This is a genomic window from Cyclobacterium plantarum (assembly GCF_011290685.1).
Classification (GTDB): Bacteria; Bacteroidota; Bacteroidia; order Cytophagales; family Cyclobacteriaceae; genus Cyclobacterium; species Cyclobacterium plantarum.
Window position 1 is genome coordinate 857,953 of sequence record NZ_JAANYN010000001.1, and the last position, 12,640, is coordinate 870,592.

The window sequence follows — 12,640 nt, forward strand, 5'->3', positions numbered from 1 at the left end:
AAAAAATGGTTCAGGCTTCCACCCAAAAATCCCGAAACCATGCCATAGATGTTTTTCGTGCATTGACAATGATGCTCATGATCTTTGTCAATGACCTTTGGACATTGAATGGAGTGCCTGAATGGCTGAAGCATGTGCCAGCCGGGGTGGATGGAATGGGCTTGTCTGATGTGGTTTTCCCGGCCTTTTTGTTTATTGTCGGCTTGTCTATTCCGCTGGCCATTGAAAACCGTTGGAAAAAGGGAGCCACCAACAAGGAAGTTTTGCTCCATGTTTTGTACCGATCCGCGGCCCTTTTGATCATGGGGCTTTTCCACGTCAATTTGGAAAACTATCAGGAGGGAGCTAGCCTTTTGGCCAAACCGGTCTGGCAGATTTTCCTCACCCTTGCCTTTTTCCTGATTTGGCTGGATTATTCAAAATCCGTTAAAAGTAGTGTCAAAACAGCAGGGAAATCTCTGGGTTGGCTGATACTAGTCTTCCTGGCCATCGTTTATAAAGGAGGGGATTTGGCTGATCCGAAATGGATGGACATTTATTGGTGGGGTATTTTGGGGTTGATTGGCTGGGCCTATTTGATTGCATCCCTGGTGTACATGGCCAGCAAGGGGAAATTGTCCCTGGTTTGGCTGGCTTTTTTGTCTTGTCTGTTGTTCAGTTCCCTTTCCAAGTTAAACCTGCTTGAATTCCTGAGTGGGCTCAAACCTTATTTTTGGTTGATAGACGATGGAGCCACGCCGGCTTTTGCTATTTCCGGCATGCTGGTCAGCCTGTATTACAGGAGTTACTACAATGGGGGTAAGCAGGGCTTTTTCTGGGTGGTATTGGCATCCCTGTCAATTACCGGTATACTTCTGGGTATTGTAACCAGGCCGCTTTGGGGAATCCATAAAATCGGATCATCTCCCTCCTGGGTTTTGATCTGTATTGGCATTAGCATGGCTTCCTACGGCTTTTTGATTTGGCTCGTAGATATAAAAAAACGAAAAGATTGGTTCACCTGGATAAAACCAGCAGGCACCAGTACCCTTACTTGCTATTTGTTGCCTTATATTCATTATGGGTTGTTGTCTCTCAGCGGCTGGGCGCTACCCCTGTTTGTCAGGACTGGTTTGCCTGGCTTGTTAAAATCCCTGGTATATGCCCTTGTCATTATCCTGATTACAGGACTGCTTGAGAAAAAAAATCTCCGCTTAAAAATATAAATCCATGTTTAACCCCTGAATGTTATGAGAAATTCACCGTTAAAAACTTTGCTTTTAACCTTCCTCCTGCTCACGCTTTTTTTATTTCGGGGATGGTCGCGACAAATTCAAACCGATGACTTGCCTGTTCGTGGCTTGGCCATTGCTGCCCCCCAAAAGGAGGGAGTAGATCGGTTCGTAGATTTTATGGATAATGAACTTGCACCCAGGGGAGTGAATGTGCTGGTTTTGCGGGTAGATTACAACTATGCCTATGAAAGCCATCCGGAATTAAGAAATGAGGAAGTTTTATCCAAATCTGATGTCAGGAAAATCGTGGCAAGTGCAGCCCGGCATGGGATCAAACTTGTTCCCCAGATCAATTTGCTGGGCCACCAATCCTGGGCATCCTCCCTGGGTAATTTATTGAGAGAATACCCCGAATTTGATGAGACCCCTCATGTAGAGATTCCTGAAAATTATGAATGGCCAAATGAAGATGGTTTATACTGCAAGAGCTACTGTCCACTGCACCCGGAAGTACATGGAGTGGTATTTGATCTGGTAGATGAGATTTTAACCGTTTTTGAGGCAGATGCCTTCCATGCAGGAATGGACGAGGTTTTTTACATAGGAGATGACAAATGTCCCCGGTGCGGAGGCAGGGATAAAGCCGAATTATTTGCAGGGGAGGTTAGTAAAATCAGGAATCACCTCAACCTTCAAGGAAAAAAACTCTGGATTTGGGGGGATCGGCTGATTGATGGGAAAACCACAGGGATTGGTATGTGGGAAGCCAGCATGAACAATACCCATAGGGCCATTGATATGATTCCCAAAGATGTGGTCATTTGTGACTGGCATTACGAAAGACCCGATCAGACCCCTGTAATGTTTGCCATGAAGGGTTTTGATGTGATCAGTTGCTCCTGGCGTAAACCCGAAGTAGGCCTAATGCAGGTAGAAGATATGCTCCGTTACAGGGCTTACCAAACCAATGAGATGAGGGGCAGGTTCAAAGGTGTGATGCTCACAGTCTGGTCCGGTGCAGCTTCATTTTTGGATGGCCTTGAAAGTTATGAACAACTTAAAAGTGGGGAACAAGCAGAAAATGTGGAGGAGCCCTGGGTAACCTTTGTAAACCTTTTTGGTGAAAAAGTTCCGCAAGTGAAAAACTGATTTTTAATGTCACCTATTTTCTATTAACACCACATTACTAATGGCCAGATACCAATCATTAGACGTATTAAGGGGACTAACTGTGGCTTTGATGATCATTGTCAATACCCCTGGAGACTGGGGGACAAATTTTTCCCCTTTACTGCATGCTTCGTGGCATGGCCTGACCATCACTGATTTGGTGTTTCCTTCTTTCTTGTTTGTGGTGGGGAATGCGATGAGCTTTAGCCTAACAAAACTCCAGCATCAGGGACCCGGGATTTATTTTCAAAAAGTGCTAAAACGTACGTTGATCATTTTTGTAATAGGTCTCTTGCTTACGGCATTTCCCTTTTTCAGGCTATCCGAGGCTGGAGTTATCCCCTATGATTTTAGTAAAATCCGGATTTTGGGCGTTTTGCAAAGAATTGCCTTGTGTTATGGCATAGCAGCAAGTCTCATTTATTTTTTTAAGCTCAGAGGCAGTTTGATCATTGGCGGTGTATTGTTGCTTGCCTATTGGTTGCTGATGTATCTTTTTGGAGCGGTAGGACCAGACCCTTATACATTGGAGGGAAATGCTGCAAGGAAATTGGATCTTTGGTTGATCGGAGCCGCCAATTTGTATAAGGGGGAAGGTATTCCATTTGATCCTGAGGGGATTTTGAGCACTTTTCCTGCTGTGGTCAATGTACTTTTGGGTTATGCTATAGGGCTGTTGGTACAAAAGAAAGGTGGAAAGGTCAGGACGGTCTTGTTATTACTCCTGCTGGCCTCCGTGCTTTTGCTTTCCGGCTATCTCTGGGACTTCTTCTTTCCGATAAATAAAAAAATCTGGACCAGTTCTTTTGTATTGGTAAGTGTAGGCTATGCCACGGCCCTGCTGGCAGTTCTTATGTATGTATTGGAGGTGATGAAGTGGAAGAATTGGTCCTATTTTTTCGAGGTTTTTGGAAGAAACCCACTCGTTTTGTATGTGCTTTCCGGGGTTTTGGTTCGGATAATGTTGATGGTAAGAATTGGAGATCAGGCATTTAAAACCTGGGCCTATCAAAGTCTGTTTGTCCCGTATTTTCCACCCAAAACAGCCAGTCTGGTTTTTGCAGTTTGTTTCATGCTGCTCGTTTGGCTGGTAGGCTGGTGGATGGACAGGAATAAATGGTATGTCAAGGTCTGAAAAGAAAATTTATAGAAAATGACATGTAGTTTGGCATGATTATTAAACTGTAATTTCCATTCAATCCTTGATAAACTGTTTATGAAAAAGAAAAATAAAGAAGACCTGCAATCACTTCTGATTGTTGGAGGAACATTATTGGGATCATTTTTGATCAAAAGGGCATTGGAAAAAACATGGGAGAAAACCACCGGGAAGGAGGCACCCAAGAACCCCTTCAATCACAACAACTCCCTCAAAGAAGTTCTGGCCTGGACCATCACAACAGGGGTATTGGTAAGCGTCACAAAAGTGTTTATTCGGTGGGGCCTAACCAAAGGATCTGACAAGGCTTTGAGTAGCTAGGTTTTCCTTATTGCAAAATGGATATTGTAATTATCCGTTTTTTGTGCTACCTTAGATAGGTTCACAATCAATTGATTGACAGGTAATTTAGGTTTCAGGGGGATTATAGGATATGGAAGGAAAAACCAGAATGATCCTGCCATAATCCAAAAAACCAGGTTGCCATGAAGATTTACAGCCTTTTTCTATCCCTTATATTCGCCCATTCTCTCTTGGCACAAGATTTAACCATTGCTGAACCTGATTTCTCAGGCGTCATCTTGCTTGTCAGGGATTACCAATCAGGAGAGCAATTGGAAAAACAAAAAGCCGCTTCCGGATCGAAAGCTAGTGTAGGTGCGGCACTTTTTGGAGTTGCCAAAGCAAAAGGCATGAACTTTGTAAATGGAGCTAAAAGTCCGGTTAGAATCGACCGGGGAAGTACCATCCGACTGATCGTTAAGGCCAATGAAAATGATCGGGATCCAATGGAAGTGATCAATGTATTTGCCTTGGAGTCTGACCAGGATAAAGACAGAAGAATTATTGTTACCGGTACGGTGAATTTTAATAAATCTACCGCTGCAGACATTGATTTTATTCCTTTTCAGGCAACCAAATACCAAAGCAGTTCCTACCTTCTAGAAATAGCCTCACTACCACCCGGAGAATTTGCATTGACCCTGGATGGCTCCAGGGATGTTTTTAATATGTTTGGTGTGGATGGGGAATAGTTACAGGCAATGAAAGATTGGGGCAAACCCTGTTTCCTGAAAACTACCGGTAAGCATTTATCCATCCGACTATAGGCAATCAGAGCGAAATAATTTTTTTAGTCTGTTCCGCGGCTGTTTTTCCAGGGAGGTAACTATTGTTTTTTCCTTTGAAAACCAATTTTAAGGGCTGGAGAATTACTCAAATTATAAACTTGCCGGGCAGGGATATTTTTTACCTTTGTAAAAATCAAATGTTTTTATGAGATACCAACCGGCTCCCGCATCCCTATACAAAAAAAACAGAGATAAGATCCTTGAAAAGCTTCCTTCAAAATCCATTGTTGTTTTTCACTCCAATGATATTTTGCCTACCAATGCAGATGGAACCATGCGGTTCAGACAAAACAATGACCTGCTCTACCTGTGTGGCATTGACCAGGAAGAAACCATTTTGGTAATTTGTCCGGATTATCCGGATCCATCCCTGCGGGAAATTCTTTTTATTAAACCTACCAATGAGCAAATAGCCATTTGGGAAGGACACAAATTCACACAGGAGGAAGCCAAAGCCCTTTCAGGAATTGCCAATATCAAATGGACTTCTGATTTTGAATTGATTTTTCAAACCCTGATGGCTTTGAGCAAGCATGTTTTTTTAAATACAAATGAACACCTGAGAGCCGATATCAAGGTACAAACCAGAGATGCGCGCTTCATTAAAGATTGTAAAGAAAGGTTTCCCTTGCACCAATATCACAGGATTGCGCCAATTATGCACAAATTTCGGTCGGTAAAAGAGCCTGAGGAGATCATTCAATTGCAAAAAGCCTGTGATATCACCGAAGATGGATTCAGAAGAATATTGTCTTTCGTTAAACCTGAGGTATGTGAATATGAGATTGAAGCGGAGTATATTCATGAATTTGTAAAACAAGGAAGCAGGGGTTTTGCCTATGAGCCCATTATTGCCTCAGGTAAAAATGCCTGTGTGCTTCATTATATCCAAAACAATGCGACTTGTAAAGAGGGAGACCTGATTCTTTTTGATGTTGGGGCGGAATATGGCAATTACAATGCAGATATGAGCCGGTCTATACCTGTAAACGGCCGCTTTTCCAAAAGGCAGCGCCAGGTTTATGATGCTGTGTTAAGGGTACAGCGGGAAGCCATGAACATGTTGAGACCGGGGGTTTCCCTTCAGGAATACCACAAAGAGGTGGTTTTGATCATGCAGGCTGAGCTGGTGAATCTGGGATTGATAGACCAAACGGACATCAAAAATCAAGCTCCCGAAAAGCCGGCCTACAAAAAATATTTCATGCACGGAACCTCCCACCATTTGGGATTGGATGTGCATGATGTTGGATCCATGCATGAGCCTATTCAGCCGGGAATGGTTTTCACCGTTGAACCAGGAATTTATATTTTAGAAGAGGAACTTGGAATCAGATTGGAAAACAATATCGTCATCGGTGAAAGCGGATATCGCGATCTGATGAAAAATATTCCCATTGATCCCGAGGAAATCGAAACCCTGATGCATGAATAAATTATTCTCCCGAAAATGAACTTCAAGCAAGATGAAGCGGGTGCTTTTGAGACTGGCCTAGCAATTAAAAGGAAATTGCAGCAGGCGGCCCTGGCAATGGTTCAGGAAAAAATGGATGACTTGAACGATCAGATTGCAGCCCTTCATGAAGCCAGTCAATCAGAAACCAAAAGCAGTGCGGGAGACAAATATGAAACTGGTAGGGAAAGTATCAACCAAAGTAGGAGTCTGCTGGAAATACAATTGAGTCTTATAGGTCAGTGGAGGAATAAGCTGAAAAAAATCAGAATTGGTTCTATTTCTCAGGTTTCTGAGGGCGCATTGATTGAACTTAGCGGGGCCTTGATTTGGGTGGCTGTTCCATTGGGTAAGCTGGAGCTGGAAGGGAGGGAGATCCAACTGGTGTCAGAAAATTCACCCCTAATTCAGGTACTGGTCTCGAAACGAGAGGGAGAAGGAGCAGTCTTTCGTGGGCAGCAGATTGAAATCTTGAAAATATGGTAATTTTTAAAGGAAAAATGTATTTATCCATATGATATTCTTTTTTTGATCCAAAAACAGCCTTTTTGGCATGTGCATTGTTCTTTTTTAGACAGTTTTATATTTAAAAAGGATCTTTTTTTCCATCGGATGAAAAGATCCAAATATTTAATTTAAAAATTAAACTGTTATGAAGACCATAGTTAGATTTAATCAATTCAAAATAATTTCAGGATTAGTATTAACATTCAGTATGCTTTTCCTCTTCACAACCTTATCAGCACAACAGAACGGCGAACAATTGTCGGGAAGTGAGTTGGAGGACATGGAGGATAGAAACATGAACTATTTGATGCAAATCAATGAGATCGTTAAAGATTACCCTGCCTTTTCCTATTCCTATAAGATGAATGATGGAAAGTTACAGGACGTGGTTGTTACAGGAGTGGACAATGATATTGACAGGAAAAAATTAGAAGTGGTGCTTTTTGACCTGAAAAGTAATAGAAACAAAATGAAAACCACGGCAAACAGGATGGGTGTCTTTTATTCCGTCGATGAGGAAGCTGAATATAGTGGAGGGAAAGAAGCCCTGCAAACAGACATAGTAAGCAATTTAAAGTATCCTGAAGAAGCTAAAAACTGGGGTTTGGAAGGAACCATTTTTGTCAAATTTGTAGTGGATGAAGATGGATCCATTCCATTTGCAACTACTACCAGCAATATCGAAACCTCTGTAGAAATGTACATGAAAGACCTGGAGCAGCAGGCCATTAAAGCACTGAAAGCAACTTCAGGTGAATGGGAACCTGCAGAGATTGACAATGTAGAGGTAGCCTCGCTCTCAGTTTTACCGATCACATTTGATTTTGAAAAAAATCCCACCTTACCTGCATTGATCAGATAAGGAAATTAGAATTAGAACTTAAAATTAAACCGGGCAGGTTATCTGTCCGGTTTTTTTGTTGTATAAAGAAATTTTTTCAAAAAAAGGAACATAAAATCCGGGTTTCCTGGTATGGCCAGGATAGTTATTGGAGAAAATGTTTAAATTTTCTACTTTTAGGCATATGGAAAAAGAAGGGCAAGTCAACAATCCGCTTCACGGGATAAGACTAATAGACATATTGGAATATTTGTTGGCCACTTATGGTTGGGAAGAATTGGGCAATAAGATACCGATCCGTTGTTTTACCAATAATCCCTCAGTGAAATCCAGTCTGACTTTTTTAAGGAAAACCCCCTGGGCAAGGACCAAGGTGGAAGATTTGTATTTGCGGTCAAAAAAAAGGGCTAATCCATAAGCAGTAAAATGTTGTCCGAAAGGGTTGTTAAACATGAAAATATGGTTGATTTCAGAAAATTTTCTCAAAAGGACTGCCTAAAGCCGGGCTGATCCAGTATATTAATGGATCAATTTTATAATTGAATTCCTTTACATTTTCCCGATTATACATTTACCAATTCAAATAATTCGAAATAACCATGAAAAAACCAAAAATGGAAAAACAGGATTCGGGCAGGCGTTCGTTCATTAAGAATGCAGCTATTGCTTCCTCGGTAATTTTTGTCCCCAGGCATGTACTGGGTGGAGTAGGATTTACAGCTCCTAGTGACCAGCTGAACCTGGCTGCCATAGGAGCAGGAGGTAAGGGATCCAGCGATATTAAAAATGCCTCGGTCAATGGCAGGGAGCGTGTAGTAGCCCTCTGTGATGTGGACTTTTCAGGTTCCGCTTCCCGTTCGGTAGAGAATTTCCCCAATGCAAAGCGCTATCATGACTACCGGGAAATGTTGGATAAAGAAAAGGACATTGATGCGGTAACCATCTCTACCCCTGATCATGTTCATGGTCCTGCCGCCGCCTATGCCATGGAGCGTGGTAAGCATGTATATGTACAGAAACCCATGACCCACAATATCAGGGAAGCAAGAATGCTTACCGAGATGGCGAGAGAACAGAAGATTGTAAGCCAAATGGGCAACCAGGGTGGCTCCAATCCCTTACTGAATATGGTGCAAAAGTGGATTGATGATGATAAAATAGGCAAGGTGTCCAAAGTACAGGTCTGGACCAACCGTCCTGTATGGCCTCAGGGAATACCCTTCCCAGAACCCGCACCCTCCAAAAAACCGGATGACCTGCATTGGGACCTCTGGTTAGGCCCGTCCGAATATATTCCGTATACACCGAATCTACACCCTTTCAACTGGAGAGGCTGGTGGGATTATGGAACCGGTGCCTTGGGAGATGTGGGGTGCCACCTGATTGATATTCCTTTCCGAACCCTGGGCTTAATGTATCCCACTGATGCCGAATGTAGTGTGGCTTCCATATATACCGATATGTGGACAGCAGATTATTATCCCAAAGGTTGTCCCCCTGCTTCATTCATTACCCTCCATTTTGATGCCACATCAAAAAGCAAATCTCCCATAGAGATGACCTGGAGTGATGGTGGTATCAGGCCTTCCCATCCGGATATTATTCCAGCAGATGATGATATTGGAGGAAAGAACAGTGCAAATGGTGTCCTGATTATTGGAGAAAAGGGAATCATTTCAACCAATATCAACGACAGTTCTCCACTGATGCCCAAACTGTACCTGAATGACGGTACCACTGAATTTGGTCCTGAGGTGGAGGATAATGAGGAGCCTGAATACGGGCATCAGCGCAAATGGGTAGATGCCTGTAAAGCCGGATACAACAGTTCTGAGCACAAAGGCCTGACCTCTTCATTCGATTATGCGGGACCAATGACAGAAACCGTTCTGATGGGTAATTTGGCCATCAGAAGTTACATGTTGAGAAGAGAAAACAGCAATGGACAGGCAGAATTCTTCGGCCGTAAGAAATTATTATGGGATGGAGAAAACATGCGCATTACCAATTTAGAAGAGGCCAATCAGTTTGTAGGCAGAAATTACAGGGAGGGGTTTAAAGTTTAACCTTTTTCTTCCTGATAATGAAAAAAACTCCACCGGGAAAAAGCTGGTGGAGTTTTTTATTAATTATACAGATCTTGGATCTGGATGCTGAAAGGGAGCCCGGTAGGGCCTTCTCAATAACCGTGTGGCTTCTGCATCGTCCCTGACAATCATTTTATCGGGGTCATAGGCCAATGGTCTGCCTAATTCCATGGAAATATTGGCCAGGATACAACTGGCAGTAGAAATATGTCCTTCTTCTATGTCGGCCACCGGACGGCCACCCTGTTCTATTGCCATCAGAAAATCCCTCATGTGGTCTCTGGTTGCAGGTGCGGCATGGAGCTCGATGTCCTTTTCATTCAGGTCTTCAGGATATTTTTCCCTTTCATAGACCACATCTCCCCTGATGGGCTCACCACCCCCCTGGGGAATAAATTCATATTTCATGACTGAAGCTTTCAGCGTCCCTTTGTCTCCATAGATTTTATAAGCCCAGGGGTATTCAGGGTCCTGAGCTGTGCCCCAGGAGCGGTGGGTCCAGACACAATCCAAATCATCGTAATGGAAAGTCGCCGTTTGGGTATCGGCAATGGTTGATTTTCCTCCTTTCTGGACGTAGATGCCACCGGTAGCAAAGACACTCTTGGGCCATCCCAGCCCCAATGTCCACCTTACGGCATCAAACATGTGAACGCACATATCTCCGGTAATGCCGTTGCTGTATTCCATCATTGTGCGCCACCAACGCCTATGAGGTAGACCATCAAATGGCCGCATGGGGCCGGGTCCAACCCAGAGATCATAATCGAAAAAATCAGGTACCGGCTGCACTTCAGGACTGCCATTGGCCCTCATGTGGTAATAGCAGCACATTTCTGCATGGGAAACTTTCCCCAACAATCCCTTATCCACAATATTTTTCTTGGCCTCAACCAGATGCGGGGTACTTCTTCTTTGGGTGCCGATCTGTACTACTTTATTGTACTTTCTGGCAGCGGCCAATATGGCTTCTCCCTCTATCACATCCACACTGATTGGCTTTTGCAAATAAACATGTGCACCGGCATGTATGGCATCAATGGCTTGCAGGGCATGCCAATGGTCAGGACTGCCCACCAAAACGATATCCAATACATGCGCATCAAGCATTTGCCTGTAGTGGTTGTAAGTTTGAGGGGTTTTGCCAGAGGACTGGCGCTGACTGACCAGTTTTGCAGCCTCATCCAATAATTTTTGATCAGGGTCTGCCAGGGCAAGCACCTCAACTTCCGCTACCTGGATCAGGCGGAACAAATCACTTTTACCGTACCAACCGGTGCCTATCAGGCCTACTTTATAGGAAGCTTTTCTGGCCTGCAGTCCCATAGCTGGTACACCTACGCTGCCAAGTGCCATTAATGCTGTACCGCCTTTGATGAATTTTCTTCTGTCTATTTTTAAAGGGCTCATTGATATATTTTGGTTAACTATTTTAAGCAGTCAATATATAAAATTTATCCCTCAGGTTAAGCCTTTTTAATTTGAATAATGACTTTTAACTGCATTTTCTTTCAAAGAGCAAATACTTGTAGTATTTTTCAGAAATACTCAAAATGGGGTAGGATGACCCCGGGCTTGTTTCATTCACGAACAATTTGTTCTGCCAAATGGGCAGATGGTTTAACTTTCCCTTATCCCTATGGTAATGAAAAATGGTACCATTGTGTCAATAGAATGACTGCTTTAGGGACTGCTTATTATTTGAGAATTGATCCAAAAACTGTAAATGCGTTCCTAGATTGTATACCTCGCATGTTGAAATTAAATAACCATATCATGAATCTGTTTATCAGGTTAATGACCTTGCTGTTTTTGCCCCTAATCAGTCATGGACAGCAAGAAAAAAGCATTGGCAGCAGCAGTCCATGGAAAATGCATACCATAGACAATACTTCCTTTGGAGCTGACGGTTCAAAAATGTCAGATGTGGATGGAGATGGAAAATTGGACATAGTGGTAGCCTGGGAAGAAGGAGGAGTGGTAAGGCTTTATTTTCAACCAAATGAACCCAAATCAAAATGGCCTTTTGTGGAGCTCAAAGCCCCGGATGTGGAGGATGCCTTCGCTACAGACCTGAATGGGGATGGAAATCAGGATTTGGTTTCTCTCTCCGAAGGCAGTCACCAAAGGATTACACTTCACTGGGCCCCGAAAGAGAAAAGTAATCTTCGGCGCAGTGAAAGATGGAAATCTGAAGACATTCCTGCATCTCTGGGAAAAACCAAATGGATGTTTGGCAGAGCTTTGGAAATAGATGGGAAAAATGGAACTGACCTGATTGTAGGGTCAAAAAACCCCAATGGCACTATTGGCTGGCTGGAATCTCCGGAGGATCCCGGAGACCTGGAGGCCTGGAAATATCATGAGATTTCCAAGGTAGGCTGGATCATGTCCATCGAACTGATGGATATGAACAACAATGGGCTTAAGGATTTGCTGATTACTGACCGTAAGGGGGAATTGAGGGGGCTCAGGTGGCTGGAAAACCCCGGGCCAGACCAGGCCGATCAGCCATGGAAAAGCCATTTCATCGGTTTGAAGGAGGGTGAACCCATGTTTATGGGTTTGTATGTGCTGGAACATACCCCTTTGCCGGGTATTCTGGTGCCAGATTTGATGAAAGGATGGGTGCATTTTACCCCAAATGATAGAAAATGGGATGAAAAATTTATTCCTTATCCTGTTGTATCCGGGTCCAGGGGGAAATCGGTTGCGATTGCTGATATTGACCAGGATGGGAAATTGGACATGGTGGCCTCATTTGAGGGTGCTTTGGGGAAATCAGGTATTATAGCTCGTCTGGATTTTCAAGCTGCTTCTGCGCAGGTATTGGATATCAGTGGGGAGAAAGGGGTGAAATATGATTTTCTTACTTTAATCGATTTGGATGGGGATGGGGATCTGGATATTCTGACCTCAGAAGAAACAGCCGAGGATGGTACCAAAAAAGGATTGGGAGTCATTTGGTATGAGAATCCGCTAAAATAGAATACCGACCGGCAGTGTTTTTTTTAACCGTACATGGGCCTGAATGAGCCTTTATCCAGTAATACTGCCAGAGATTAAATAAGGCGAATAA

At 43.3% G+C, this 12,640-nt stretch carries 12 protein-coding genes; 11 read left to right on the forward strand and 1 reads right to left on the reverse strand.

Translation table 11 applies throughout. The annotated features are described in order from the left end of the window. Positions 1-5: 5 nt before the first annotated feature. The 10 genes from G9Q97_RS03555 to G9Q97_RS03600 all read left to right on the forward strand — a co-directional run bounded on the left by G9Q97_RS03555 (position 6) and on the right by G9Q97_RS03600 (position 9,540). Positions 6-1,205 carry a heparan-alpha-glucosaminide N-acetyltransferase domain-containing protein gene (locus tag G9Q97_RS03555; protein ID WP_166143181.1) on the forward strand — a complete coding sequence of 400 codons (1,200 nt, stop codon included), beginning with the start codon at positions 6-8 and terminating at the stop codon, positions 1,203-1,205. Between the two features lie 24 nt (positions 1,206-1,229). Continuing rightward, entirely contained in the window at positions 1,230-2,363 is a 1,134-nt protein-coding gene (locus tag G9Q97_RS03560) for a family 20 glycosylhydrolase (RefSeq protein WP_166143183.1), read from the forward strand. Between the two features lie 40 nt (positions 2,364-2,403). Then, the gene (locus tag G9Q97_RS03565; protein ID WP_166143185.1) at positions 2,404-3,519 is read left to right on the forward strand and encodes an acyltransferase family protein; all 1,116 of its coding nucleotides are present in this window, start codon (positions 2,404-2,406) and stop codon (positions 3,517-3,519) included. Positions 3,520-3,600: 81 nt separating this feature from the next. After that, entirely contained in the window at positions 3,601-3,864 is a 264-nt protein-coding gene (locus tag G9Q97_RS03570; RefSeq protein ID WP_166143187.1) for a DUF4235 domain-containing protein, read from the forward strand. 164 nt (positions 3,865-4,028) lie between these two features. Further along, a complete protein-coding gene (locus tag G9Q97_RS03575) occupies positions 4,029-4,577 on the forward strand; it encodes a hypothetical protein (RefSeq protein WP_166143189.1) in 549 nt (182 codons plus the stop codon). Between the two features lie 241 nt (positions 4,578-4,818). After that, positions 4,819-6,108, forward strand: coding sequence for an aminopeptidase P family protein (locus G9Q97_RS03580; protein WP_166143191.1), 1,290 nt, complete (start codon positions 4,819-4,821; stop codon positions 6,106-6,108). A 15-nt stretch (positions 6,109-6,123) separates the two neighbouring features. Beyond that, positions 6,124-6,612: a hypothetical protein gene (locus G9Q97_RS03585; protein WP_166143193.1), complete on the forward strand. Its 489-nt coding sequence runs from the start codon at positions 6,124-6,126 to the stop codon at positions 6,610-6,612. A gap of 229 nt (positions 6,613-6,841) precedes the next feature. Continuing rightward, the gene (locus G9Q97_RS03590; RefSeq protein WP_166143195.1) at positions 6,842-7,495 is read left to right on the forward strand and encodes an energy transducer TonB; all 654 of its coding nucleotides are present in this window, start codon (positions 6,842-6,844) and stop codon (positions 7,493-7,495) included. 163 nt (positions 7,496-7,658) lie between these two features. Then, positions 7,659-7,892 (forward strand): VF530 family protein, encoded by a 234-nt coding sequence (locus G9Q97_RS03595; RefSeq protein WP_166143197.1) that lies wholly within the window; start codon positions 7,659-7,661, stop codon positions 7,890-7,892. Between the two features lie 181 nt (positions 7,893-8,073). Next, positions 8,074-9,540 (forward strand): Gfo/Idh/MocA family protein, encoded by a 1,467-nt coding sequence (locus tag G9Q97_RS03600; protein ID WP_166143199.1) that lies wholly within the window; start codon positions 8,074-8,076, stop codon positions 9,538-9,540. A 63-nt stretch (positions 9,541-9,603) separates the two neighbouring features. On the opposite strand, the gene G9Q97_RS03605 is transcribed toward G9Q97_RS03600, so the two are convergent. After that, positions 9,604-10,971: a Gfo/Idh/MocA family protein gene (locus G9Q97_RS03605; RefSeq protein WP_166143201.1), complete on the reverse strand. Its 1,368-nt coding sequence runs from the start codon at positions 10,969-10,971 to the stop codon at positions 9,604-9,606. Between the two features lie 366 nt (positions 10,972-11,337). Here G9Q97_RS03605 and G9Q97_RS03610 point away from each other — a divergent pair, with 366 nt between their 5' ends. After that, a complete protein-coding gene (locus G9Q97_RS03610; RefSeq protein WP_166143203.1) occupies positions 11,338-12,549 on the forward strand; it encodes an FG-GAP repeat domain-containing protein in 1,212 nt (403 codons plus the stop codon). Positions 12,550-12,640: the final 91 nt, after the last annotated feature.

What these genes read in the sequence shown, in the direction of transcription:
- G9Q97_RS03605 (WP_166143201.1), bottom strand. Translation starts at nt 10,971, where the DNA reads ATGAGCCCTTTAAAAATAGACAGAAGAAAATTCATCAAAGGCGGTACA.
- G9Q97_RS03580 (WP_166143191.1), top strand. Translation starts at nt 4,819, where the DNA reads ATGAGATACCAACCGGCTCCCGCATCCCTATACAAAAAAAACAGAGAT.
- G9Q97_RS03590 (WP_166143195.1), top strand. Translation starts at nt 6,842, where the DNA reads ATGCTTTTCCTCTTCACAACCTTATCAGCACAACAGAACGGCGAACAA.
- G9Q97_RS03555 (WP_166143181.1), top strand. Translation starts at nt 6, where the DNA reads ATGGTTCAGGCTTCCACCCAAAAATCCCGAAACCATGCCATAGATGTT.
- G9Q97_RS03570 (WP_166143187.1), top strand. Translation starts at nt 3,601, where the DNA reads ATGAAAAAGAAAAATAAAGAAGACCTGCAATCACTTCTGATTGTTGGA.
- G9Q97_RS03565 (WP_166143185.1), top strand. Translation starts at nt 2,404, where the DNA reads ATGGCCAGATACCAATCATTAGACGTATTAAGGGGACTAACTGTGGCT.
- G9Q97_RS03610 (WP_166143203.1), top strand. Translation starts at nt 11,338, where the DNA reads ATGAATCTGTTTATCAGGTTAATGACCTTGCTGTTTTTGCCCCTAATC.
- G9Q97_RS03600 (WP_166143199.1), top strand. Translation starts at nt 8,074, where the DNA reads ATGAAAAAACCAAAAATGGAAAAACAGGATTCGGGCAGGCGTTCGTTC.
- G9Q97_RS03585 (WP_166143193.1), top strand. Translation starts at nt 6,124, where the DNA reads ATGAACTTCAAGCAAGATGAAGCGGGTGCTTTTGAGACTGGCCTAGCA.
- G9Q97_RS03560 (WP_166143183.1), top strand. Translation starts at nt 1,230, where the DNA reads ATGAGAAATTCACCGTTAAAAACTTTGCTTTTAACCTTCCTCCTGCTC.
- G9Q97_RS03595 (WP_166143197.1), top strand. Translation starts at nt 7,659, where the DNA reads ATGGAAAAAGAAGGGCAAGTCAACAATCCGCTTCACGGGATAAGACTA.
- G9Q97_RS03575 (WP_166143189.1), top strand. Translation starts at nt 4,029, where the DNA reads ATGAAGATTTACAGCCTTTTTCTATCCCTTATATTCGCCCATTCTCTC.